The sequence below is a fragment of the Streptomyces sp. NPDC050548 genome (genome assembly GCF_044457385.1).
Classification (GTDB): Bacteria; Actinomycetota; Actinomycetes; order Streptomycetales; family Streptomycetaceae; genus Streptomyces.
On record NZ_JBITGV010000026.1, the window covers coordinates 105197 to 129514 of the forward strand.

The following is a 24318-nucleotide window of genomic DNA, read 5'->3' on the forward strand; positions in this document are numbered from 1 at the left end:
CATCCATTACGTTCGTTTCCGTGCCGTAGACGTCCGGGAGCCGCCCCCCGATATCCCGCACGCCATGTCGCCGTAACCATTGGTTCAGACGGGCTTGCGACGCTCGGCGAATGAAGCCCGTCGTGCCAGAGCCTTCGCCGCCTCCCGAGGTGAACGGGAGCAACGGGACCGTCGTCCCGCTCCTTCCGGCGCTGTCCGACGCGCCCGTATCGCCGGTGGCGCGGAACAATGGGCACATGAGCAGCCAGCCCAACGCCCAGGCACAGGTCCAGCACGCGCAGCCCTCCGTGGGCTCCATAGCCGCCCACCGCCCGCACACCGTGTCGGCCGCGGTCTCCGATCTGGAACCCGACATCGACGCCGACCTCGACGAGTACGAGGAATCGCCGTACGACGGGCCCCAGCTTCCGCAGGGCCGCTTCCTGGACCGGGAGCGCAGCTGGCTCGCGTTCAACGAGAGAGTCCTGGAACTCGCCGAGGACCCCAACACCCCGCTCCTGGAACGCGCGAACTTCCTCGCGATCTTCGCCAGCAACCTGGACGAGTTCTTCATGGTCCGGGTGGCCGGCCTCAAGCGCCGTATCGCCACCGGTGTCGCCACCCGCTCCGCGTCCGGCCTGCAGCCGCGCGAGGTGCTGGAGATGATCTGGGCCCGCTCGCGCGAACTGATGGCCCGGCACGCCGCCTGCTACCACGAGGACGTCGCCCCCGCGCTCGCGGAGGAGGGCATCCACCTCGTCCGCTGGAACGAGCTGACCGAGAAGGAACAGGCGCGCCTGTTCACCCTGTTCCGGCACCAGATCTTCCCCGTGCTGACCCCGCTGGCCGTCGACCCCGCACACCCCTTCCCGTACATCTCGGGCCTCTCGCTGAACCTCGCGGTCGTCGTCCGCAACCCCGTCACCGGGCACCGACACTTCGCGCGCGTCAAGGTGCCGCCGCTGCTCTCCCGCTTCCTGGAGTCCTCGCCGGGCCGGTACGTCCCCCTGGAGGACGTCATCGCCGCCCACCTGGAGGAACTCTTCCCGGGCATGGAGATCCTGGAGCACCACGCGTTCCGGCTCACCCGCAACGAGGACCTCGAAGTCGAGGAGGACGACGCCGAGAACCTGCTCCAGGCCCTGGAGAAGGAACTCATGCGGCGCCGCTTCGGACCGCCGGTGCGCCTGGAGGTCGAGGAGTCCATCGACCGCGAGGTGCTCGACCTGCTGGTGCGCGAGCTGAAGATCAGCGAGGCCGAGGTCTACCCGCTGCCGGGCCCGCTCGATCTCACCGGCCTGTTCCGCATCGGCTCGCTCGACCGGCCCGAGCTGAAGTACCCCAAGTTCATCGCGGGCACCCAGCGCGACCTCGCCGAGGTCGAGTCCGCGTCCGCGCCCGACATCTTCGCCGCCCTGCGCAACCGGGACGTGCTGCTGCACCACCCCTACGACTCGTTCTCCACGTCCGTGCAGCGCTTCCTGGAGCAGGCGGCCGGCGACGACGACGTCCTCGCCATCAAGCAGACCCTGTACCGCACCTCCGGCGACTCCCCGATCGTCGACGCGCTCATAGAGGCCGCCGAGGCCGGCAAACAGGTCCTCGTCCTGGTCGAGATCAAGGCCCGCTTCGACGAGCACGCCAACATCAAGTGGGCGCGCAAGCTGGAGGAGGCCGGCTGCCATGTCGTCTACGGCCTGGTCGGCCTGAAGACCCACTGCAAGCTGTCGCTCGTGGTCCGCCAGGAGGGCGACACCCTCCGCCGCTACAGCCACGTCGGCACCGGCAACTACCACCCCAAGACGGCCCGCCTCTACGAGGACCTCGGCCTGCTGACCGCGGACCCCCAGGTCGGCGCCGACCTCTCGGACCTCTTCAACCGGCTCTCCGGATACTCGCGCCGCGAGACCTACCGCCGCCTGCTGGTCGCCCCCAAGTCCCTGCGCGACGGCCTGATCGCCCGGATCAACAAGGAGGTCCAGCACCACCGTGCCGGGCGCCCCGCGTTCATCCGCATCAAGGTCAACTCGATGGTGGACGAGGCGATCATCGACTCGCTCTACCGCGCGTCCCAGGCGGGCGTCCCGGTCGACGTGTGGGTGCGCGGCATCTGCGCGGTGCGGCCCGGCGTCCCCGGCCTGTCCGAGAACATCCGCGTACGGTCCATCCTCGGCCGCTTCCTCGAACACTCCCGCGTCTTCGGCTTCGGCAACGGAGGCGAGCCCGAGGTGTGGATCGGCAGCGCCGACATGATGCACCGCAACCTCGACCGACGGATCGAGGCCCTCGTCAGGGTCACCGATCCGGCCCACCGCGCCACGATCAGCCGGCTCCTGGAGACCGGCATGTCGGACACCACCTCCTCCTGGCACCTGGGCCCGGACGGCGAGTGGACCCGGCACGCGACCGACGCGGAAGGCCAACCCCTGCGCAACGTCCAGGAGATGCTCATAGACGCCCGGAGGCGCCGGCGTGGCACAGCAACACCTTGACCCGACGGATCCCACGGCCAGGGCCGTGACAGGTGACGCCCTCGCGGGCTACCTGCGCGGCCAGGCCACGGAGTTCCTCCGCGCACTGCGACTGCACCGGGAGACCGGCGGCGGGCAGAACGGCACGGAGGAGTCCGTCGACGCGGCGCGCGCCCTGCGCCACTCGGCCCGCCGGATCAGCGGCAGCCTGCACACCTTCCGGCCGCTCCTGGACGCCGACTGGTCCGAGGAGATGCGCCCCGAACTGGCATGGCTGTCGGGCACGTTGGCGCTGGAGCACGCGTGCGCGGCCCGGCTGGAGCGGCTGCTGCTGGCCCTGCACCGGCTGTCGGGCTCGGCCGTGTTCCCCGCGCAGTCGGCGGCCTCGGCCGTGGGCGGCCGGATCACCGGCGCCGGCCGGGGCGTCCCGGCACCCGCGAGCGGCCGGGGCAGCGGAGCGGCCGCACCGGCCACCGCCACCGCCGAACGCGGCAACCTCACCGTGGGCGCCGCCAAGGCCGGCGCCCTCCTGGAACGCCAGCTCACCCTCGCCCGGACCCGGGCCCACTCCACCGCCCTCCAGGCCCTCGGTTCCTCCCGCTTCCACGCGGTCGCCGACAAGGTCGCCGTACTGGCCAGCGAGGTCCCCCTGACCCCGGCCGCCGCCGGCGCCGACCTGCGCCCGCTGGCCGCCGCCGCGGGCGAGCGCCTGAACGACGCGGTGACCGCGCTGCCCCTGGTCACCGCCGGGCACCCGTACAACGCGGAGGCCCTCGTCCACGGCCTCTCCCCCGACCCGGCCCCGCACCCCCAGGACGGCCCCTGGCACCAGGTACGGCTGCTGCTGCGGCTGCACCGCTACGCCGGTGAGGTCCTCCACGGGGACGGCCCGCCGCTGGACGTACGCCTGCTGGCGGCCGGCCAGGCCCTCAATCTGCACCGGGACGCCTCGGAGGCCGCCGCGGCGGCGGCGTCGGCGGCCCGGACCCCGCGGATCGCCCCGGCGACCGCGTACGCCCTCGGGGTGCTGCACGCCGACCAGCGGCACGAGGTGGAGGCGGCCCGCTTCGCCTTCCAGCGGTCCTGGCAGAAACGGGTCGCGGGCACCCCCTGACACCCTGCACCAACCCGCGCGGAGGAGACGGTGAACCCCCAGTGACTTCCTCGACGAACGACACCACCGTCCAGGCGGCCGGCTGCGTCCTGTGGCGACACCGGTCCGCCGGAGATCTCGAACTGGCGCTGGTCCACCGGCCCAAGTGGGACGACTGGTCGTGGCCCAAGGGCAAGCTCAAGCGGGGCGAGACGTTCGAGGAGGCGGCCCGCCGCGAGGTCCTGGAGGAGACCGGCCACACCTGCCGGCTGGGGACGCGACTCCCCTCGGCCCGGTACGTCGACCACCAAGGGCGGCCCAAGGAGGTCCGCTACTGGGCGGCGGAGGCGACCGGCGGAGCCTTCGAACCCAACGACGAGGTCAACACGCTCGCCTGGCTCAGGCCGGAGGAGGCCCACCGGCGGCTCACCCACGAGCGGGACCGGGACCTGATCTCCCTCGTGCTCATGGCGGTCGGCACGGACGAGGACCCTCTCGGCTGACCGCGCCTCCTGGGCTGCCGCGCCGCCCACCTCGCGTTACGTTGCGTAGGGACGGCCGCAGCAGGGCCGTCGCCCAACCGAGGGACCGCCCGCTCGTGGAGGCGTTTTCGGGCCCGCCGCGCCTGGCATAGTCCGGAATCGGCTCGTGTCCTCGACGTGAGCGTTCCGTGACCTAACCGCACCGCCCACAGGGGTTCACCCTCCGTTCACTTATGCCCATAGGCGCCTTCACCTGTTCTGCCTAATTTCGGCCTTACGCGATGCGAGCCGCGACCTGGGGGTCGCTACCCGCGTCACCCACGTCTTCGCACGCCGCCGGAATTCAGGACGGCGGCTCTCGGAAGGAACTCTTTCAAGTGAAGCTTCAGCGCATGAACCGGCGGGCCCTCACCCTCGGTGCTCTCGCGGTCTCCGGCGCCCTGGCCCTCACGGCGTGCGGCTCGGACGACAACGGCGGCGGCTCGGGCTCCAGCACCAGCTCCTCGGCGGCCAACGCCAGCTCGATCGACTGCGGCAGCGCCAAGAAGGGCGAGCAGTTGCTGTCCGACGGCTCGTCCGCACAGAAGAACGCGATCGCCGCCTGGGTGAAGAACTTCACGCAGGCGTGTGGCGTGCAGATCAACTACAAGGCCGGCGGCTCCGGCGCCGGCGTCACCGCGTTCACGCAGGGCCAGATCCCGTGGGCCGGTTCCGACTCCGCGCTGAAGCCCGAAGAGGTCACCGCCTCCAAGTCGGTCTGCTCCGGCGGCCAGGGCATCGACCTGCCGATGGTCGGCGGCCCGATCGCGCTCGGCTACAACGTCCCGGGTGTCGACAACCTGGTCCTGGACGCCCCGACGCTCGCCAAGATCTTCGACAGCAAGATCACCAAGTGGAACGACGCGGCGATCAAGAAGCTGAACCCGTCCGCCACGCTGCCCGACCTCAAGATCCAGGCGTTCCACCGCTCGGACGAGTCCGGCACCACGGACAACTTCACCAAGTACCTGATCGCCGCCACCCCGGACAACTGGAAGTACTCCGGCGGCAAGGCCTGGCAGGCCAAGGGCGGTCAGTCCGCTCCGCAGTCCTCGGGTGTCGCCCAGCAGGTCAAGGCGACCTCCGGCGCAATCGGCTACTTCGAGCTGTCGTACGTCACCGACGGCATGAAGGCGGTCAGCATCAACACCGGCGCCGCAGCCCCGGTCGCGCCCAGCACCGACAGCGCCACCAAGGACATCGCCGCCGCCCAGGTCGTCGGCACCGGTTCGGACTTGACGCTGAAGCTGGACTACAACACCAAGGCCGAGGGCGCGTACCCGATCACCCTGGTGACGTACGAGATCGTCTGCGACAAGGGCAACAAGGCCGCCACGCTGCCCGCCACCAAGGCGTTCCTCGCCTACATCGCCAGCGAGGACGGCCAGAAGATCCTCAGCACCATCGACTACGCGCCGATCCCCGACACGATCATCACCAAGGTTCGCAGCACCATCGCGAGCATCAGCTAGTCCGAGTGTGCGGCCGGGCCCCGCTCCAGGGGTCCGGCCGCACCGTCCGGTGCACCGCCGCCACGGACCGCACACAGCACGTGTGGACCCGCAGACCGGAGAATTTCAATGGATATATCGACAAAGAACCCTGAAGAAGCACCTCCTCCCACCCCCGAGCCCTCCGCCGCCGAGCAGAAGCGCGTAGCCCGCGGCGCCACCCGACCCGGTGACCGGATCTTCCTCGGTCTCTCCCGCGGGTCGGGCATCTTCCTGTTGGTGATCATGGCCGCGATCGCGGTCTTCCTCACGTACCGCGCCTCCCTCGCGATCAGCAAGGACCACGCGAACTTCCTCACCACGTTCGAGTGGAACACCAACCTGATCCCTCCGAAGTTCGGCATCGCCGTCCTGGCGTTCGGCACGGTGATCTCCTCGATCATCGCCATGGTCATCTCGGTCCCGGTCGCGGTCGCCATCGCCCTGTTCACCACGCACTACGCTCCGCGCAAGCTCCGTGGCCCGGTCTCCTACGTGATCGACCTGCTGGCCGCCGTACCGTCCATCGTGTACGGCCTGTGGGGCGCCCTGATCCTGGTGCCGCACATGATCGGGCTCTTCGGCTGGCTGAACGACTACTTCGGCTGGACCGGGATCTTCTCCTGGGACCAAGGCGCCCCCCGCTCGATGCTCACCGTCGGCATCCTGCTCGCGATCATGATCCTGCCGATCATCACCAACGTGAGCCGCGAGGTCTTCCGCCAGGCTCCGCAGATGATCGAAGAGGCGGCCCTCGCCCTCGGCGCCACCCGGTGGGAGGTCATCCGCATGGCGGTGATCCCCTTCGGCCGCTCCGGTGTGATCTCTGCCTCGATGCTCGGCCTCGGCCGCGCGCTCGGCGAGACGATGGCCGTCGCCACCGTGCTCTCCCCGGACTTCATCATCCACGCCAGCCTGCTCAACCCGGGCGGCGGCACCTTCGCCCAGAACATCGCCAGCAAGTTCAGCGAGGCGACGCCGGACGGCCGTGACGCGCTCATCGCCTCCGGTCTGGTCCTGTTCGTCATCACCTTGCTGGTCAACGGCGCGGCCCGGCTCATCATCGCCCGCCGTGCGGAGTACTCGGGGGCCAACGCATGAGCAACGCAGCCGTAGCCGACAAGCCCGCGAGCACCCTCCAGGGCGCCACCCTCCCCAGCTGGTCGCCGTACGCGATCGCCGGCGGCTCCATCGTGCTGGCCGTCCTCATCGGCCTGGTCGGCAGCCTCGACAGCAAGATCCAGTGGGGCCTGATCGCGGCGATCCTCTTCGTCGCCGGTACGTACGTCATCGCGGCGCGCGTCGAGGGCCCCCGCCAGGCCAAGGACAGGGTCGCGACCAGTCTGGTCTGGGTCGCCTTCCTCCTGGCCGTCGTCCCGCTCGTCTCGCTCCTCTGGACGACGATCAAGCGCGGCGTGAAGGTCCTCGACCTCTACTTCCTGACCCACTCGATGGGCGTCGTCACCGACACCGAGGCCGGTGGCGGTATCTACCACGCCATCATCGGCAGCCTGGAGCAGGTCGCCCTCGCCACTCTGATCGGCGCCCCGATCGGTGTGCTCACCGCGATCTACCTCGTCGAGTACGGACAGGGCAAGCTCTCCAAGGCGATCACGTTCTTCGTCGACGTCATGACGGGCATCCCGTCGATCGTCGCCGGTCTGTTCATCCTCAGCATCATGCTGATGTGGGACATGGAGCCCTTCGGGTTCGCCGGCTCCTGCGCCCTGGCCATCCTGATGATGCCGGTCGTGGTCCGCTCCACCGAGGAGATGCTGAAGCTCGTACCGAACGAGTTGCGCGAGGCGTCCCTCGCCCTGGGCATCCCGAAGTGGCGCACGATCCTGAAGGTGGTCCTCCCGACCGCGATCGGCGGCATCACCACCGGCATCATGCTGTCGGTGGCCCGTATCGCCGGTGAGACCGCGCCCGTACTGCTGCTGGTGTTCGGCAACCCGTTCATCAACAACGACCCGTTCCACGGGGCACAGGCGTCGCTGCCGCTGTACATCTACCAGCAGTTCGCGAACAGCTCGGGCTCCGGTGCGGCCTACGACCGTGCCTGGGCGGCCTCGCTCACCCTGATCGCCTTCGTGATGATCCTCAACCTGGTGGCCCGCGGCATCGCCCGCTGGAAGGCCCCCAAGACCGGTCGCTGACCGCGACCCCCTCAGCGACCGTTCTGAACCCCCTGGAAGTGAAGCAGTCATGGCCAAGCGAATCGACGTCAGTGGGCTCACCGCCTACTACGGCTCCCACAAGGCAATCGAAGACATCTCGATGACGGTCGAGCCCCGCACGGTGACGGCCTTCATCGGCCCCTCCGGCTGCGGCAAGTCGACCTTCCTGCGCACGCTCAACCGTATGCACGAGGTCACGCCCGGCGGCCGGGTCGAGGGCAAGGTGCTCCTGGACGACGAGGACCTCTACGGCCACGCCATCGACCCGGTGTCCGTGCGCCGCGAGATCGGCATGGTCTTCCAGCGCCCCAACCCCTTCCCCACGATGTCGATCTTCGACAACGTGGCGGCGGGTCTGCGCCTGAACGGCTCGTACAAGAAGAGCGAGCTGTCGGACGTCGTGGAGAAGTCCTTGAAGGGCGCGAACCTCTGGAACGAGGTCAAGGACCGCCTCAACAAGCCCGGTTCGGGCCTGTCGGGCGGTCAGCAGCAGCGCCTGTGCATCGCGAGGGCGATCGCGGTCGAGCCGAAGGTCCTGCTGATGGACGAACCGTGCTCTGCCCTGGACCCCATCTCCACCCTCGCGATCGAGGACCTGATCGGCGAGCTGAAGGAACGCTTCACGATCGTCATCGTGACGCACAACATGCAGCAGGCGGCCCGTGTCTCGGACCGTACGGCCTTCTTCAACCTCGCGGCGGTCGGCCAGCCCGGCAAGCTCATCGAGATCGACGACACGGAGCGCATCTTCTCCAACCCGTCGGTCCAGGCCACGGAGGACTACATCTCGGGCCGCTTCGGCTGAACCCGGGTCACTCCTCCCCAAGAACCCCTCGCGGTGCTGCATGGCGGTGCCACCGCGAGGACGAAAAGGGCCCGCCCCCGGCTCCCGGGGGCGGGCCCGTTCGTGTGTCCGGCCGAGCAGTCCCTAGAGGGGGCTACCGGCGTACTGATGGTCCCAGTCGCCGCACGTGGCCTCCTTCACGTCACCGTCGTCCCGGAGACAGACCTGGATGTACACAGTCGAGGTCTCGGAGACGTTGTGGTCCTCGTACGCGCAGTTGCCGAAGCCGTTGCCGTCGTAGATCGAGTGTTCGGTGCCGCTGGCACCGACCTTCCAGTAGCCGATGACACCGGCGCCGTCCGCCTTGTTGTCGCAGACCCCGAAGTGGTCGCCGTAGCTCTCGAAGTACATGGATCCGGCCGAGTCGACGTACTTGTCCCACGCAACGGTCTCGGCGTTGGCCCTCGCGGCCGACGCGGGAGAGGCCGCGTAGAGGAGCAGACCCGTGAGAGCCGACGCCACCCCCGCCCCGGACATGAGGTGACGACGAAGTTTGGACATAGGGACCCCCACCCTCGTATGGCGCGTTCCATTCGAACGCTTGAGCCCCAGAAGGTAGCAGTGCTCCCGGCGACACCACCGGGCTTTCGAGAAAGCGGTTGCCCCTTCACGGGAAGGGCCCGCTCCGGAAGCCGGAACGGGCCACTGACCTGAGGGAGGGGAGGGGCTACAGGAACGCCAGGTTCACGACCCAGAACGAGCACGCGGCGACCACCGCAGCCGCCGGCATCGTGATGAACCACCCCATCACGATGTTCTTCGCCACACCCCACCGCACCGCGTTGACCCGCTTGGTCGCCCCCACACCCATGATCGCCGAGGTGATCACATGCGTCGTGGAAACCGGCGCCTTGAAGAGATACGCGGTGGTGAACATGATCGCCGCACCAGTGGTCTCCGCCGCGAACCCCTGCGGCGGATCCAGCTCGATGATCTTCCGTCCCAGCGTCCGCATGATCCGCCACCCACCCGCGTACGTCCCCAGCGACAGCATCAACGCGCAGACGATCTTCACCCACACCGGAATCGGATCGCCGTACGTCGAGTGGCCGGAAATCACCAGGGCCATCACCACGACACCCATGGTCTTCTGCGCGTCCTGGAGCCCGTGCCCGAGAGCCATCCCCGCCGCGGAGACGGTCTGCGCGATCCGGAACCCCCGCTTCGCCTTGTGCGGGTTGGCCTTCCGGAAGATCCACATGATCGCGGTCATCACCAGGTACCCGGCGACGAGCCCGACGACCGGCGACACGAACATCGGGATGATGACCTTGTCGACGACCCCGTGCCAGATGACATCCGTACCGCCGGCCAGCGCGGCCCCCACCATCCCGCCGAACAGCGCGTGCGAGGACGAGGACGGCAGCCCGAAGTACCAGGTGATCAGGTTCCAGGTGATCGCACCGATCAGCGCGGCGAAGAGGATCCCCATCCCCTTCGACCCCTCGGGCGTCTCGATCAGCCCCTCACTCACCGTCTTGGCGACCCCGGAACCGAGAAAAGCGCCGGCGAGATTCATCACCGCGGCCATCGCCAGCGCCGCGCGCGGAGTCAGCGCCCGCGTCGAGACCGACGTGGCGATCGCGTTGGCGGAATCGTGAAAACCGTTCGTGTACGTGAAAAAGAGCGCGACCAGAATGGTCACGACCAGAGCGAAGGTGTCCATGAAGAGGTCAGGACTCCTTGACGGCGATGGTCTCCACCGTGTTCGCCACGTGCTCGAACGCGTCCGCCGCCTCCTCCAGCACATCCACGATCTGCTTGAGTTTGAGCACCTCGATGGCCTCGTACTTGCCGTTGAAGAGCATGGCCAGCAGCTTGCGGTGGATCTGGTCGGCCTGGTTCTCCAGCCGGTTGACCTCGATCCAGTACTCGGTGAGGTTGTCCATCGTGCGCAGGTTCGGCATGGCCTCCGCGGTGAGCTCCGCCGCCCGCGCCAGTACCTCGATCTGCTGCTCGACACCCTTGGGCAGTTCCTCCACGTTGTAGAGGACGACCAGGTCGACGGCCTCCTCCATGAAGTCCATGATGTCGTCGAGGCAGGAAGCGAGGTTGTAGATGTCCTCGCGGTCGAAGGGCGTGATGAAGGAGGAGTTCAACTGGTGGAAGATCGCGTGCGTGGCATCGTCACCGGCATGTTCAGCGGCCCGCATACGCTCTGCGATCTCGGCCCGGCCGGCGGTGTCCGCCCCGAGCAGTTCCATGAGGAGTTTCGAGCCCGTGACGATGTTGTCCGCGGACGCGGCGAACATGTCGTAGAAGCTCGTCTCCCTGGGGGTCAGACGAAAGCGCACAAGGGGTCCTCGGGATGCATCGGTTTCGGTCAGGCTGATGCTAAGTGCATCATCCGGCCACGGCTAATGGGCCGTCCCCCAGTGTCGCCCATGAGGCACAGTGATCCGCACGGGGGCGTACCAAGGGCCCTATACCCAGCAAAGTTCGTTACGATATACCCACTAGGGGTATATGTCTGGAGGACGCAATGGACGCGATGACGACCACCGAGGCCGACGCGACGGCAGCGCCCTCCGAACCGGCCACCGAACCGGTGACGCACGGTTACCACCACCAGAAGGACGAGCACCTCAAGCGCCTGCGCCGGATCGAGGGCCAGATCCGCGGACTGCAGCGCATGGTCGACGAGGACGTCTACTGCATCGACATACTCACCCAGGTGTCCGCCTCCACGAAGGCCCTGCAGTCGTTCGCGCTGCAACTCCTGGAGGAGCACCTGAGGCACTGTGTCGCCGACGCGGCCGTCAAGGGCGGCACGGAGATCGACGCGAAGGTCGAAGAGGCGACGAAGGCGATCGCCCGACTCCTCCGCACCTGAGACCTAGGCCCTGTCGGAGGCGTCCCGCTCCTCGGCCACTTTCAGCACCTCGTCGATGCTCTCCAGGCTGAGCCGGTCCTGGGCGGCCGAGGCCGCGATGATCAGGTCTCCGCACAGCTCGATCTCGGCGAGTGCCACGTGGTCCTGAACTGCCGTACCGCCGACCGGAGCCACGTGCGTCACCTCTTCTCTGCCGTCACCGACTTCCTAGAGTAGGGAGCGGTCTACACACCGCGCATGGCACGGACGGGCTAGTTCTCACACGGACTCGTCACCGATCGGATCAGGTCACTTCTCGGCGATCTGCCCGGCGAAGATGTCCTTCGACGCCGGAAGCCGTACGTCCACGGAGGCCCCGAAGTCGTACAGCAGCGTCGTCGAGGCGACCGCCACGGTGCTGCGGCGCTGCCCGTTGACGAAGCTGAACCGCTGCCGGACCTTGCGGACGCGCCCCTGGTCGTCTAGGTAGACGTCGAAGGGCACCCGGGCGGTGGCGAACCCTTTCGCCGCCGACCTCAGAGCCGCCGCGTTCCCCGCCGAAGCGCTCCGCGCGGCGACGGAGAGATCGGCGACCCCCCGATAGTGACGCACCGAGGCCCCGGCCACCTCCGTCTTCCCCAGATACGTCGCCGCGGTCGTCCCGCGCAGCACCTCGGCGGCGGCATACGGGTCGGTGGCCCCGCCGGTCACGAGGTTGCCGTCGGACAGCGTCCCGGTGTCGACCCGCACCCACTTGTCGGCGGGCACCCCGGCACCCCGGTTCTTCATGAACAGGGCGCCCGGCGCGAGGAGTTCGGTGATCGGCCGGTGCTCGCTGGCCCCGGCCGGGTCCTGCGGCAACTGCACGGTGAGTCGGCCCAGTTGGCGGCGGAAGTCGTAGCCGCCCGCGCCGCGGATGGTCACGCGGGTACCGCCGGTGGCCATCTCCATGGACGTACGGGCCTGTGAACTCCCCGCCGCGACAAGGGCGTCGGCCGCGCGCCGCACCACCGCGACCGCGTCCCCGACCCCGCGCGCGTCCGCCGTGGCCGCCCCGTCGCCACCGCCGCACCCACCGGTTCCGACACAGACCCCGACCACGAGTCCCGCCGCGACGACCGCCCCACCGGTGCGCCTGCGCTGCCGCTCCTCCATCGCTGCCGTACCCCCGGTACGTCGTCACGGGCCCCCTGTCGTTGCGCCTAACGAGCGGGCGGGTGGCCCCGTCACGCGGATCCGGGCCGGGTACAAGGACATACGGCGGCCATACGAACCCTTTACGGAACCTCGGTAACGTTGTCGGAGTGGCACAGCAGGACAGCCTCGCGGCTCCCCCCGAAGATCCGGAACACCGCACGACACTCGTCGAGCAGGGACCTTTCTGCTTCGGCCGGTGCGTCTGCGGCTGGCGCGGACCGGCGAGACGGGCGAGAAGCCAGGCCAGAACGGACGCCGCGGGCCACCTGTCTGTTCCGAACCCGTGACATGAGCGCGAGAACTTGTGGGGCGCCGGACGTATCTCACCTCACGGAATCCCCACAGGAGGCGAAATGGAACGGCGTACGTTCATAGGCGGCGGCGCGGCCGCGATAGCGGCGGCAGCCACGGCCGGGTGCAGCGGCAAGAGCCTGGGCATCGGCAGTGGTGACACATCCACCGTCGCCAACACCTCCAGGACCACCGGCACCGGCATCGGCAGGCTGCCCACCGCCGCGGCCAACTGGGCCGCCCTCGCCCGGGACCTGGACGGCACCCTGGTCCGCCCCGGTGACGCCTCCTGGAAGACGGCCCACCAGCTGTACAACACCCGCTTCGACAACCTGAAGCCGGCCGCGGTGGCCTATGTCGCGAACGCCGACGACATCCGCTCCGTCCTCTCCTACGCCCGCGCCCACAGCATCAAGGTCGCGATCCGCAACGGCGGCCATTCCTACGCCGGTTGGTCCTCCGGCGACAACCGGCTGATCGTCGACGTGTCGAAGCTGAACAAGATCCGGGCCAGCGGTTCCACCGCGGTCGTCGGCGCCGGCTCGAAGCTCATCGACGTCTACCGGGCCCTCGCCGCGAAGGGCGTGACCATCCCCGCCGGCTCCTGCCCCACGGTCGGCGTCTCCGGCCTCACCCTCGGCGGCGGCCACGGCGTGGTCTCCCGGGCGTACGGCCTGACCTGCGACAGCCTCACCCAGGCCACCCTGATCACCGCCGACGGCAAGCAGCTGATCGCCAACGCGAGCGAGAACAAGGACCTGTTCTGGGCGCTGCGCGGCGCGGGCAACGGCAACTTCGGCGTCGTCACCGAGCTGCAGTTCAAGACGCACCCCGCGCCCCAGGCCGTATCGGGCTATCTGACCTGGCCGTCGTCGATGGCCGCGGCCGTGGTGAAGGCCTGGCAGGAGTGGGGCCCCGACCAGCCCGACGAGATCTGGTCCTCCTGCCACCTCTCGAACACCCCCGGCGGCATCCCCAAGGTCTCCGTCGCCGCCTTCTCCCTCGGCACCTACAACGAACTCCAGAACGCGGTCGACCGCCTCGCCCACCTGGTCGGCGGCAACGCGTCGAGCGTCTCGCTCAGGCGGCACACGTACGAGGAGTCGATGAACGCCTACGCGGGCTGCTCGTCCTTCTCGACCGACGCCCAGTGCCACCTGCCGGGCTCGACGCCGGGCCGCAACCCGCAGGGCGCGCTGGCCAGGGAGACCTACACCGGCCGCTCCGACTTCTTCGACCGCTCGATCTCCGACGCGGGCATCCAGACGATGCTGGCGCAGATGCGGTCGGTCAGCGGCAACGGCGACATCGCGCTGACGGCCCTGGGCGGCGCGGTCAACAGGGTCTCCCCCACGGCGACGGCCTTCGTGCACCGCCGCTCCCGCATGCTGGCCCAGTACCTCGTCTCCTGGCCGTCCGGCACCACGGGCACCGCCGCCCAGTCCTGGCTGACCCGCTTCCACACCGCGATGAAGCCGTACGCCTCCGGCGCCGCCTACCAGAACTACACCGACCCCACCCTCACCAACTGGCGCAAGGCGTACTACGGCGACGCGGCAACCCGCCTCACGACATTGAAGAAGCAGTACGACCCGAACCACTTCTTCAGCTATCCGCAGGGCTTGTAAGCAGGCGGTACCTGGTAAGGGCGCGGGGAACTGCGCGCCCAGCCACAACGAACCCGCAGACGAAGAACCGGCCTTCCAGCGGAGCGCTTACGCCGCCAAGTCCCTTTCCTCCGTCCCCGAAGCCTCCGACCGCGCCCCCGGGATCACCGCGTCCCGGGCCAGCCGACGAGCGTCACCGGACCGCACCAACCACGCACCCCACCGCGAGCTCTCAACAGCCTTGACCACAGGCGTCAGCAGAACCATCGCCAGCGGAGACAGCAGAAGAGCCACAGCCGTACCGAGCGCGAACCCACCGATCACGTCGGTCGGATAGTGCACGCCCAGATAGACCCGGCAGAACCCCTCCACCAGCGCGAGCCCTATCCCCACCAGCCCGAACCGCCGGTTCGCGACGAACAGCGCGACGCCCATCGCCATGGTGATCGTGGCGTGATCACTCACGAAGGAGTAGTCGGTCTTCCCGGAGACGAGGACATCGATGCCGGTGTGGTCGAGGAAGGGACGGGGCCGCTCCACGAACCCGCGGATGGGCACGTTCACAAGTACGGCGACCGCCGCGGCCAGCGGTGTCCAGACGAGCGCCGCGACGGACTGCGCGGCGTCCTCGTCGGCGCGCTGCCGCACGGACCACCAGCACCACACCACGAGCAGCACCATGGCGACGAGCAGTCCGTACTCGCCGACGAACTCCACGACCCGGTCGAGCCAGTGCGGCGCGTCCTTGGCGAGGCCATTGATGTCGTAGAGCAGATCGACGTCGGGGTTCGACCCGGATTCGGCGAGTACAGCCATGATGCTGCGGCTCCTTCGTCGTTGTTCCGGGCGCACCTCGCGTGCGCGTTACTCAACAGGAACGCACGGCCCCTCTTCGTACGTTCCACACTCCACCGAATGATCACGCAGACGTTATCGAAGAGAGACTCATCGCCGCAGCTCAGGGGGTGGGTTCACGCTCGGTTCACACCGTCGTGGGGAGCGCTTTCGCGCCATCTTCGGTGACTCTGGTGGCGCCGAAGTAATCGGGGGTGTCAATGGGGTCGAAACGGATCACAGCACCCGTCCGGGGCGCGTCGATCATGTATCCGCCGCCGACATAAATCCCCACATGCCGGATGGCACGGGAATTGGTGAGGTCGTCCGAGAAGAACACCAGATCTCCCGGCAGCAATTCGGCCCGCTGCGGATGCGGTCCCGCGTTGTACTGGTCGTTCGCAACGCGCGGCAGCGTGATCCCCGCGCTCTCGAACGCGGCCTTGGTCAGGCCCGAGCAGTCGAAGCGCCCGCCCTGGTCGGCGGTGCCGTTACCGCCCCACAGATAGGGCGTGCCGAGCTTGCTCTGGGCGTACGTGATCGCGGTGGCGGCCTGCTGGGAAGGGTCGACCCGGCTGACCGGCGCGGCGAAGCTCTGCTCCAGGGACGTGATCGTCTTCACGTAGTTCTTGGTCTCCGCGTACGGCGGCACACCCTGGTACTTGATGACCGCGTACGCGCCCGCGTTGTAGGAGGCGAGCATGTTCTCGGTCTGGTTGCCCGGCACGCTCTTCACATCGGAGGCGAGCTGGCAGTCGTAGGTCGCGGCGGACGGAATCGCGTCGTTCGGGTCCCATACGTTGCGGACGCCGTCGCCGTTGCCGTCGATGCCGTGCGTGGCCCAGGTCCCGGGGATGAACTGCGCTATTCCCTCGGCCTTCGCGGGGCTCTTCGCGTTCGGGTTGAAGCCGCTCTCCTGGTAGAGCTGGGCGGCGAGCAGTGCGGGGTTGAGGGCGGAGCAGAGGTTGCCCCATTTCTGCACGAGTGACGAATAGGCCGTCGGCACCGCGCCCTTGGCGAGCGAGACGCTGCCGCCGCCGGCTCCGCCCGCGAGGTTCCCGGCGACGAGGTACACCCCGACGACGAGCAGCATCACGAAGCTGAGCCCGAGCCCGGCCGCGACCCCACCGATCACCCATACTTTTCGCACGGCTCAACCCTCCCCCATGTCAGCCCTGTTCAAGGCCATTTCGGGGCAGGGTGGCGGCATTTCGCTGTGTTTCCGCCGGATGTGACGCGTATTCAGCGAGCGGGTCGGGTGGTGCGGCGGCCCTTATTCCGGGTCGCTCGTGGCGTCCTTGTACAACTCGGCCGCTTCTTTCCCGAGCACGACACTGTAGGAGATGTCGGGCGTCAGTCCGCCCTGTTCATGTCCGCCGATGACGCCGACGACCTGCTGGTCCCCGTTGATCCAGGGGCTGCCGCTGGTGCCGCCGGTGAAGCCCGGGCAGTCGATGCGCTGCTGGGTGGCGCTGTGCTGGGTGGGCTTGTTGGTGCAGCTGATGGGCTGGTCGGTGGCGGAGGGGTAGCCGGTGATCGTCACGGCGGTGGCCCCGGTCTCCGTCCCGGTGGTGAACCGGTCGGCGCCGACCACGTCCTCGATGTTCTTACCGTCCAGCTCCGCGACCGTGGCGAAGCCGATGTCACTGTCCTCGGCCTGCCCCTGGTTCCACCCGTCCGGCAGGTACCGCCGCACGACCTTCCACACCCCGTACGGCGCCCTGCCGTCCCGGTAGCCGGGTACGAAGACGTCGCCCGGGTCGCCGTCCAGGCAGTGGGCCGCGCTGACGATGAGGTCGTGCCCGGCGCTGTGCACCACGGACGCGGTGCAGTGGTGGCCGCCGGCCAGGCTGGTGGCATGGTCCGCGCCGAACAGGGCTCCGACCCGCACGCTCTGTTTGTTCACCTCGGTCACGGTGGTCACCCCGAAGGGCCCCGGGCCGTCGTCGGCGGTCGCCACGGACGCCGAGGTCAGGGCCAGCGTCACCACGGCGACGAACAGCGCGTACCGGCGGTTGCCCGCGAGGCGAGCGGAACGGGAGATGCGTGAGCTGCGCTTCATCGGCCCCCACTTTGTCCCACGAAGGTGAGAAAGGACGTCGACGTTTGCTGAGATTTCGCTGTGAACGGCTCGTGCAATGACTCGTTCGGCGCTGCGTTCGGCGGTCAGTCCACCGTACTGTCCTCCCGTCTCTTCTGCCCCCTGAGCGATACTCGATGCCGCCCCGGCTCAAGAAAGAGGAATCTTCCGTGTCCGACATCCCGCCCGACCTCACCTGGGAACGCGCCGCCCCACCGGACGCGACCGGACCCGGCCCCTGGATAGAGATCGCCTTCGGCGCGGGCGACGACGGCGAGGCCCCGGTCTACATCCGCGAGACCAGCGACCCGGACAACGTGGTCACCACCAACCGCCGCAAGTGGGACGCCTTCGTACTGGGCGTCCAGGCAGGCGAGTTCGACCACTTCGTGGAGGGTGTGGCGGACACGGGGGACCCAACAGGCCCGGAAAACGGGCCAGATGCATAGAAGCCGCGTCTTCGCCCTCCTGATCGACACCCCCGGACCGGAGGCCGCCGCCGCGGCGGCCTTCTGGTCGGCGGCCCTCGGCGCCCCCGCCGCACCGGTCCCCTCGGAGGAGCAGTTCATCAGCCTCCACGAGGCGATCCCCGGTCTGGTGACGGCTGTTCAGTCGATCGACGACACCAACCCGCGCTTCCACATCGACATCGAGACCGACGACGTGGAGGCGGAGACCGCCCGCCTGCTCGCCCTGGGCGCGACCCCGGTCTCCCGCTGGCTGGAGTGCCGCACCCTGCGCGCGCCCGGCGGCCACCTGCTGTGCGTCCTGCCGGTGCACAGCGCCGCCGAGGTCTTCGACGCCGGGGCGCGCAGCTGGAGTTGAACGCCTCTCGACGGCCCTTACGCCACCGCACCCACCGAGAACCGCACCCCCGTGAGCTCCTCCGAAGCCGTCCACAGCCGCTCCGCCGCCGCCACGTCACTCGCCTCCGCGCTCCGCCCCACCAGCGTCGGCGCCCCGCGCATCTCGCCGATTCCGCTCGGGCCGACGTAGCTCGCGCCCGGCAGGTCCTGGGTCACCGCGTAGAGCGTCGGCAGGGCGCCGCCCTTGTCGTCCTGGGCCAGGACCCTGTTGCCGACGGCCATCAGCGCGCGGCCGACCGGGTTCGCCGTGTGGCTCTGGAGGTTGGTCGCCGCCCAGCCCGGGTGGGCCGCCAGCGCGCGGACGCGGGAGCCCGACTCGGCCAGCCTGCGCTGGAGTTCGAGTGTGAACAGCAGGTTGGCCAGCTTGGACTGGGAGTAGGCGCGCTGGGGGCCGTAGATCCCGTCGAGGTTCAGGTTCTCGAAGTGGATGTAGCCGTCGCCCATCTTGTGCGCTCCGGAGGAGACGGTCACCACGCGGTCGGTGATGTGCGGGAGCAGCAGGTTCGTGAGGGCGAAGTGCCCCAGGTGGTTGGTGCCGAACTGGGTCTCGAAGCCGTCCCGGGTGCGCCCCTCGGGGAGCATCATCACGCCCGCGTTGTTGATGAGCAGGTCCAGCGGGCCGTCCCAGCCCTCGCCGAACTCCCGCACGGACGCCAGGTCCGCGAGGTCCAGCCGCCGCACCTCGGTGCTGCCGCCCGCCTTCGCCGCGGCGGCCCGCCCGCGCTCCGGGTCCCGTACGGCGAACACGACGTGCGCGCCCGCGCGGGCCAGCTCGGCGGCCGCCGCGAAGCCGATCCCGCTGTTGGCGCCGGTGACGACCGCCGTCCGGCCGGTGAGGTCGGGGATCCGGCTCGCGTCCCACTTGGCGGCCTTGGCGCCGCCCTTGCCACTGATGGTCTTGTCCGTGTTGCCCATGCCTCCCAATGTAGGCAACGACTACAATGCTGTCAATGACAACAATGATGTCGGCGGCAACAATGCTGCCGTCGTCTACATCGGGATACGATGGTTCGCATGCCTGTACGCCCCTATCACCACGGAGACCTGCGCTCCGCCCTGCTCGCGAGCGCGGAGCGCACCCTGCTGGAGAAGGGCGTCGCGGCCCTGTCCCTGCGCGAACTCGCCCGGGACATCGGGGTCAGCCATGCCGCCCCCGGCCGCCACTTCAAGGACAAGCAGGCCCTCGTCGACGCGCTGGCCCTGTCCGGCTTCGAGCGCATGGCCCAGGTGCTGGACGGCGCCGACGACGCGCAGGCGCCTCTGGAGGACCGCCTCATCGCGCTGGCGAAGGCGTATGTCCACTTCGCCGCGTCCAACGCCGAGCTGCTCGAAGTCATGTACACCCGCAAGCACGACCCGGACATCTCCGAGCAGCTGAGCGCGGCCGTGGAGAGCACCACGGTCCCCTTCGTGCGGATCATCTCCGACGCCCAGGAGCGCGGCGAGATCGTCGCCGGCGACCCCTGGACGGTCAGCCTGGTGGTAGGCGCCGCCCTGCACGGCACGGCCTCCTTCGCGGCCCAGGGCACCCTCACCCCGGAGGCCGCGGTCGCCGGCGTCCCGACCCTGATCCACCACCTGCTGAACGGCCTCACGCCCCGCGAGAACGAGCGGTGAGCGACACCTACTTGACGGTGATTCCGGCCGACCCGCACTGGCAACCCGACCGCGCCGCCGCGGACCACGCCACAGCCGCCCTGTCCGCCCTGCTCCCCGACGCGGACGCCCGCCGCGGCCTGGAAGCCATCTGGCACGACACCGTCGAGATGGTCCACTGCGGCGCGAACCTGGAGACGATCCACTGCCCGCACTGCGGCGCCGATTCCGGTGGCTGGTGGGGCGAAGCCGTTCAGGAGCGTCACACCGAAGGCTTCTCCACGCTCCTGGTCACGGCCCCCTGCCGCAACGCCGAGACATCGCTCAACGAGCTGACGTACGACTGGCCGATGGGCTTCGCGAGCTTCAGGATCGCGGCCCTGTATCCGAACCGTGGGTGGCTCACCGAGGAGGAACTGACCTCCGTCGCAACCGCGCTCGGGCATCCCCTGCGCCAGATCCTCGCGCACTTCTAGCGCCCCTCCACAGCGCCGCCGTCGACGCCTGTCAACGCGCGTCCCGCTGTGGACTTTCCGTGGAGAGAGTCAAGCCCGCGCCATCGCCGTGCCATCCCGGCGCCATTGATCAGCAATCCCCCAACCCCCTTGAGTAACGCGGGAGTCAGAACTCCGGAACCCTTCTTGTTGTCACGTACTCAACAAGAGAAGGTCGTCACGGGCCGCCGCCCCCACCGGGAACCTCACCGGTGGATCCCCCACCCGCAGGCCTCTGCCCACCTCTCTCTGGAGGCTGTACGTTGCGTACGTCACCCCCCAACTCCCCCCACATACGCGGCAACTGGCGAAGAATCGGTTCTGCCGCCGCCGCGACCGCCGCGCTCCTGATCGCCGGCCTCGGCACCGCCGCCCACGCGAGCGCCGCCACCACCCCCCACAAGGTGAGCGCCAAGACGATCGCCGCACAGGTCGCCAAGGCCCATGTGCAGTACGAGAAGGCCGCCTGCGGCGCCACCCCGAAGAAGGGCTTCGCCGCGTGTAACGCCCTCCGTGTCACCGGCGGCACCACCGCCTTCATGGAGAAGCAGGCCGCGCTCAAGGGCGTCGCGCCCAAGACCATCTCCCCGAAGGCCGCCACCGACGACCCCACCGGCTACGGCCCCTCGGACATCCAGTCCGCCTACGGCCTCGCCGACGCGGCCGCCGCCAACGGCTCGGGCGAGACCGTCGCGATCGTCGACGCCTACGACGACCCGAACGCCGCCGCCGACCTCGCGACCTACCGCTCGTACTACGGCCTCTCGGCCTGCACGGTCGCCAACGGCTGCTTCAAGAAGGTCAGCCAGACCGGCTCGACGACCTCCCTCCCCTCCGCCGACAGCGGCTGGGCCGGCGAGGAGTCCCTCGACCTCGACATGGTCAGCGCGACCTGCCCGAACTGCAACATCCTCCTGGTCGAGGCCAAGTCGGCGAGCGACGCCAACCTCGGCACCGCGGTGAACGAGGCCGTCAAGCTGGGCGCCAAGTTCGTCTCCAACTCCTACGGCGGCTCGGAGTCCTCCTCCGACACGACGTACGACACCTCGTACTACAAGCACCCGGGCGTCGCGATCACCGCCAGCGCGGGCGACGAGGGCTACGGCGCCGAGTACCCGGCCGGTTCGCAGTACGTCACCGCCGTCGGCGGCACCGCGCTCTCCACCTCCTCCAACTCCCGCGGCTGGACCGAGAGCGTCTGGAAGACCAGCAGCACCGAGGGCACCGGCTCCGGCTGCTCGGCGTACGACGCGAAGCCGTCCTGGCAGACCGACACGACCTGCACCAAGCGCATGATCGCCGACGTCTCCGCGGTCGCCGACCCGGCCACGGGCGTCTCGGTCTACGACACCTACGGCGCCGACGGCACCGGCTGGGGCACCTACGGCGGCACCAGCGCCTCGTCCCCGATCATCGCCTCGGTCTACGCCCTGGCCGGCACCCCCGGCAGCAGCGACTACCCGGCCTCCTACCCCTACGCGGCGGCCGGCACCTCCGCCCTGAACGACGTGACCAGCGGCAACAACGGCACCTGCTCCACGTCGTACTACTGCACCGCGAAGTCGGGCTACGACGGCCCGACCGGCTGGGGCACCCCGGAGGGCATCTCGGCCTTCACCGGCTGAGGCACTCCCGCAGAACCTCCCCGTCGGGTCACGGGGAGCCGCCGGCAGAGGGGGACGTGGGGTCCCCTCGGCGGAGCAAATGGCAACGGGCCGCGGCAACCAGCCGCGGCCCGTTCGCCGTGCCCCAGGCCTCTGAGGCACTCCAACTCCCATGAAAAACCTGTGGGTTTGGTAAAGGGCCAGACCCTGTTCGGTAAGCCGGAAGTCAGGATTCCAGCAGCCTCTTGTTGTCGCGTACTCAACAAGAGATGGTCATCGCGGGCCGCCCCCCACCGCCGGGGAAACCGCACCGGCGACACGCACCCGCACCGCCCCTGTTCCACCGACTCAGGAGGCTGCACCTTGCGTACCACCACCCCCAACTCCCCCCACACGCACGGTAGATGGCGCCGCATAGGTTCCGCGGCCGTAGCCACAGCCGCACTCGTCTTCACCGGCCTGGGCACCGCCGTACAGGCCGACGCGGCAGCCGGCGCCACCACCTCCACCGCGGTGACCTACGCCGCCACCCCCTGTTCGACCCCCAAGCACGTCGGCGATCTCACCTGCAAGTCCTACCGCGTCACCGGCGGCCTCACCGCCTTCCAGAAGATGCAGGCCGCGAAGACCGGCATCACCCCCAAGGCCGCCGACGCGACGACCCCGTCCGGCTACAGCCCGACCAACCTCCGCTCCGCCTACGGCCTCACCTCCGCCGCCGCCTCCAACGGCTCCGGCGAGACCATCGCGATCGTCGACGCGTACAACGACCCCAACGCCGAGGCCGACCTCGCGACCTACCGCTCGTACTACGGCCTCTCCGCCTGCACCACGGCCAACGGCTGCTTCAAGAAGGTCAGCCAGACCGGTTCGACGACTTCTCTGCCCACTTCCGACGCCGGCTGGTCCGAGGAGATCTCCCTCGACCTCGACATGGCGAGCGCGATCTGCCCGCTCTGCAACATCACCCTCGTCGAGGCCACCAGCGCCAGCTACGCCAACCTCGGCACCGCCGAGAACGAGGCCGTGGCCCTCGGCGCCAAGTTCGTGTCGAACTCCTACGGCGGCTCGGAGTCCTCGTCCCAGACGACGTACGACACCTCGTACTACAACCACCCGGGCGTGGCCATCACCGTCTCCTCCGGTGACAGCGCCTACGGCGCCGAGTACCCGGCGACCTCCCGGTACGTGACGGCCGTCGGCGGCACCAAGCTCTCCACCGCCTCCACCACCCGCGGCTGGACCGAGGTCGTCTGGAAGACCAGCAGCACCGAGGGCACCGGCTCCGGCTGCTCGGCGTACGACGCCAAGCCCACCTGGCAGACCGACACCGGCTGCACCAAGCGCATGGAGTCCGACGTCTCCGCCGTCGCCGACCCCGCCACCGGCGTCTCCGTCTACGACTCCTACGGCGTCACCGCCGGCTGGTACACCTTCGGCGGCACCAGCGTCTCCGCCCCGATCATCGCCGGTGTCTACGCCCTCGCCGGCACCCCGGCCAGCGGCACCTACCCCGCGCAGTACCCCTACGACTACGCGGGCACCTCGTCCCTCAACGACGTGACGAGCGGCAACAACGGCACCTGCACCACGTCGTACTTCTGCACCGCCGCGACCGGCTACGACGGCCCGACCGGCTGGGGCACCCCGGAGGGCATCTCGGCCTTCGCGAACTGAGGTCAAGGGGACCCCACCCTGATCTGATCCACAGTCACATGTCATGCCACCGTGGGTCGTGGGGGCCACACGTGGCATGAGAGAACGGGCCGCGGCATCCAGCCGCGGCCCGTTCATCATGAGAACATCAGCACGAGCAACTCGATAATCAGGGGCTAACGACCGAACCACGCACAGGTTCCGCCCAGGCCTCATTGCCCGGCGTTACCTACCGTGATACACAGAGTGACCGTACGTGGTATTCGTACGAAACTCGCCAACCAATGACGCCAAGTCGACATACGACGGCGCCATTGTCGGCGACAATGATGTCTGACCTCTGCGCACCTGCAGGGGATGCGGAACTACCCACCAGGGGCGGTGACTTACATGCGCTTTGCGGCCGACAAGGGAGACATCAACACCATCATCGGCGGGATCGCTCCGGACTGGGGCCCCTTCGGCAGCCTGGGCAACGAGGCCAAGGTGATGATCGAGGTCGTGATGGCGGTCGCCATCCTGCTCTGCCTCGGAATCGCCGTATGGGGTGCGGCCAAACAGCGCATCGGCGCGACGGCGCTCCGCGACACGTTCAGCGCGGAACAGGGCAAGGGCCTCATCATCGCCGGCCTGACCGGGGTCTTCATCATCGGCTCCCTAGGCACCCTCTTCACGATCGTGTACGGCATGGCCGTATAGCCCC

At 68.9% G+C, this 24318-nt stretch carries 26 protein-coding genes; 17 read left to right on the top strand and 9 right to left on the bottom strand.

Annotated elements, in window-relative coordinates; translation table 11 throughout:
• Positions 1-110 precede the first annotated feature (110 nt).
• From ACIBJH_RS43940 to pstB, 7 genes are all read left to right on the top strand, one after another.
• A complete protein-coding gene (locus tag ACIBJH_RS43940; protein WP_399122588.1) occupies positions 111-2471 on the top strand; it encodes an RNA degradosome polyphosphate kinase in 2361 nt (786 codons plus the stop codon).
• On the top strand, positions 2452-3564 hold the full coding sequence (locus tag ACIBJH_RS43945) for a CHAD domain-containing protein (RefSeq protein WP_399122589.1): 1113 nt from the start codon (positions 2452-2454) through the stop codon (positions 3562-3564). The genes ACIBJH_RS43940 and ACIBJH_RS43945 overlap by 20 nt, the downstream gene beginning before the upstream one ends.
• Positions 3565-3605: 41 nt before the next feature.
• Entirely contained in the window at positions 3606-4046 is a 441-nt protein-coding gene (locus tag ACIBJH_RS43950; RefSeq protein ID WP_399122590.1) for an NUDIX hydrolase, read from the top strand.
• A gap of 356 nt (positions 4047-4402) precedes the next feature.
• Positions 4403-5536 (top strand): phosphate ABC transporter substrate-binding protein PstS, encoded by a 1134-nt coding sequence (pstS, locus tag ACIBJH_RS43955; RefSeq protein WP_399122592.1) that lies wholly within the window; start codon positions 4403-4405, stop codon positions 5534-5536.
• A gap of 108 nt (positions 5537-5644) precedes the next feature.
• Positions 5645-6655 (top strand): phosphate ABC transporter permease subunit PstC, encoded by a 1011-nt coding sequence (gene pstC, locus ACIBJH_RS43960; RefSeq protein ID WP_399122593.1) that lies wholly within the window; start codon positions 5645-5647, stop codon positions 6653-6655.
• On the top strand, positions 6652-7713 hold the full coding sequence (gene pstA / locus ACIBJH_RS43965; protein ID WP_399122595.1) for a phosphate ABC transporter permease PstA: 1062 nt from the start codon (positions 6652-6654) through the stop codon (positions 7711-7713). Before pstC ends, pstA begins: the two co-directional genes overlap by 4 nt.
• A 49-nt stretch (positions 7714-7762) precedes the next feature.
• Positions 7763-8539: a phosphate ABC transporter ATP-binding protein PstB gene (gene pstB, locus ACIBJH_RS43970; protein ID WP_381243605.1), complete on the top strand. Its 777-nt coding sequence runs from the start codon at positions 7763-7765 to the stop codon at positions 8537-8539.
• 123 nt (positions 8540-8662) lie between these two features.
• Here pstB and ACIBJH_RS43975 read toward each other — a convergent pair whose 3' ends face one another.
• The 3 genes from ACIBJH_RS43975 to ACIBJH_RS43985 all read right to left on the bottom strand — a co-directional run bounded on the left by ACIBJH_RS43975 (position 8663) and on the right by ACIBJH_RS43985 (position 10872).
• The gene (locus tag ACIBJH_RS43975; RefSeq protein WP_399122596.1) at positions 8663-9079 is read right to left on the bottom strand and encodes a hypothetical protein; all 417 of its coding nucleotides are present in this window, start codon (positions 9077-9079) and stop codon (positions 8663-8665) included.
• 166 nt (positions 9080-9245) lie between these two features.
• Complete coding sequence (locus ACIBJH_RS43980) at positions 9246-10244, bottom strand: inorganic phosphate transporter (RefSeq protein ID WP_200714913.1); 999 nt, start codon at positions 10242-10244, stop codon at positions 9246-9248.
• A 7-nt stretch (positions 10245-10251) separates the two neighbouring features.
• Positions 10252-10872 (bottom strand): DUF47 domain-containing protein, encoded by a 621-nt coding sequence (locus tag ACIBJH_RS43985; RefSeq protein WP_026151758.1) that lies wholly within the window; start codon positions 10870-10872, stop codon positions 10252-10254.
• 197 nt (positions 10873-11069) lie between these two features.
• On the opposite strand from ACIBJH_RS43985, the gene ACIBJH_RS43990 reads away from it, so the two are divergent.
• Positions 11070-11411: a metal-sensitive transcriptional regulator gene (locus ACIBJH_RS43990; RefSeq protein WP_399122616.1), complete on the top strand. Its 342-nt coding sequence runs from the start codon at positions 11070-11072 to the stop codon at positions 11409-11411.
• A gap of 3 nt (positions 11412-11414) precedes the next feature.
• On the opposite strand, the gene ACIBJH_RS43995 is transcribed toward ACIBJH_RS43990, so the two are convergent.
• Entirely contained in the window at positions 11415-11594 is a 180-nt protein-coding gene (locus ACIBJH_RS43995; protein ID WP_359614761.1) for a hypothetical protein, read from the bottom strand.
• Between the two features lie 105 nt (positions 11595-11699).
• Positions 11700-12545: a hypothetical protein gene (locus ACIBJH_RS44000; protein ID WP_399122597.1), complete on the bottom strand. Its 846-nt coding sequence runs from the start codon at positions 12543-12545 to the stop codon at positions 11700-11702.
• A 149-nt stretch (positions 12546-12694) separates the two neighbouring features.
• Between ACIBJH_RS44000 and ACIBJH_RS44005 the strand changes: the two genes are divergently transcribed.
• Both ACIBJH_RS44005 and ACIBJH_RS44010 read left to right on the top strand, forming a co-directional pair.
• A complete protein-coding gene (locus tag ACIBJH_RS44005; RefSeq protein WP_399122598.1) occupies positions 12695-12874 on the top strand; it encodes a hypothetical protein in 180 nt (59 codons plus the stop codon).
• 66 nt (positions 12875-12940) lie between these two features.
• Complete coding sequence (locus ACIBJH_RS44010) at positions 12941-14506, top strand: FAD-binding oxidoreductase (protein WP_399122599.1); 1566 nt, start codon at positions 12941-12943, stop codon at positions 14504-14506.
• A gap of 87 nt (positions 14507-14593) precedes the next feature.
• Here the strand turns inward: ACIBJH_RS44010 and ACIBJH_RS44015 are convergent, their stop codons facing one another.
• The 3 genes from ACIBJH_RS44015 to ACIBJH_RS44025 form a co-directional block, all read right to left on the bottom strand.
• Entirely contained in the window at positions 14594-15301 is a 708-nt protein-coding gene (locus ACIBJH_RS44015) for a phosphatase PAP2 family protein (RefSeq protein ID WP_399122600.1), read from the bottom strand.
• Between the two features lie 166 nt (positions 15302-15467).
• The gene (locus ACIBJH_RS44020) at positions 15468-16412 is read right to left on the bottom strand and encodes an NlpC/P60 family protein (RefSeq protein ID WP_399122617.1); all 945 of its coding nucleotides are present in this window, start codon (positions 16410-16412) and stop codon (positions 15468-15470) included.
• Between the two features lie 180 nt (positions 16413-16592).
• Complete coding sequence (locus ACIBJH_RS44025; RefSeq protein ID WP_399122601.1) at positions 16593-17381, bottom strand: trypsin-like serine peptidase; 789 nt, start codon at positions 17379-17381, stop codon at positions 16593-16595.
• 188 nt (positions 17382-17569) lie between these two features.
• Here ACIBJH_RS44025 and ACIBJH_RS44030 point away from each other — a divergent pair, with 188 nt between their 5' ends.
• On the top strand, positions 17570-17848 hold the full coding sequence (locus ACIBJH_RS44030) for a DUF397 domain-containing protein (RefSeq protein ID WP_399122602.1): 279 nt from the start codon (positions 17570-17572) through the stop codon (positions 17846-17848).
• A complete protein-coding gene (locus tag ACIBJH_RS44035) occupies positions 17841-18224 on the top strand; it encodes a VOC family protein (RefSeq protein WP_399122603.1) in 384 nt (127 codons plus the stop codon). Before ACIBJH_RS44030 ends, ACIBJH_RS44035 begins: the two co-directional genes overlap by 8 nt.
• 17 nt (positions 18225-18241) lie before the next feature.
• Here ACIBJH_RS44035 and ACIBJH_RS44040 read toward each other — a convergent pair whose 3' ends face one another.
• Positions 18242-19180, bottom strand: coding sequence for an oxidoreductase (locus ACIBJH_RS44040; protein WP_399122604.1), 939 nt, complete (start codon positions 19178-19180; stop codon positions 18242-18244).
• Positions 19181-19279: 99 nt separating this feature from the next.
• On the opposite strand from ACIBJH_RS44040, the gene ACIBJH_RS44045 reads away from it, so the two are divergent.
• From ACIBJH_RS44045 to ACIBJH_RS44065, 5 genes are all read left to right on the top strand, one after another.
• Positions 19280-19882, top strand: a complete 603-nt coding sequence (locus tag ACIBJH_RS44045) for a TetR/AcrR family transcriptional regulator (protein WP_399122605.1) — start codon at positions 19280-19282, stop codon at positions 19880-19882.
• Positions 19879-20337 carry a hypothetical protein gene (locus ACIBJH_RS44050; RefSeq protein WP_399122606.1) on the top strand — a complete coding sequence of 153 codons (459 nt, stop codon included), beginning with the start codon at positions 19879-19881 and terminating at the stop codon, positions 20335-20337. The genes ACIBJH_RS44045 and ACIBJH_RS44050 overlap by 4 nt, the downstream gene beginning before the upstream one ends.
• 281 nt (positions 20338-20618) lie before the next feature.
• A complete protein-coding gene (locus ACIBJH_RS44055; protein ID WP_399122607.1) occupies positions 20619-21980 on the top strand; it encodes a peptidase S8 in 1362 nt (453 codons plus the stop codon).
• 342 nt (positions 21981-22322) lie between these two features.
• Entirely contained in the window at positions 22323-23636 is a 1314-nt protein-coding gene (locus ACIBJH_RS44060) for a peptidase S8 (RefSeq protein ID WP_399122608.1), read from the top strand.
• A gap of 369 nt (positions 23637-24005) precedes the next feature.
• Positions 24006-24314, top strand: coding sequence for a hypothetical protein (locus tag ACIBJH_RS44065; protein ID WP_399122609.1), 309 nt, complete (start codon positions 24006-24008; stop codon positions 24312-24314).
• The last annotated feature ends 4 nt before the right edge of the window (positions 24315-24318 follow it).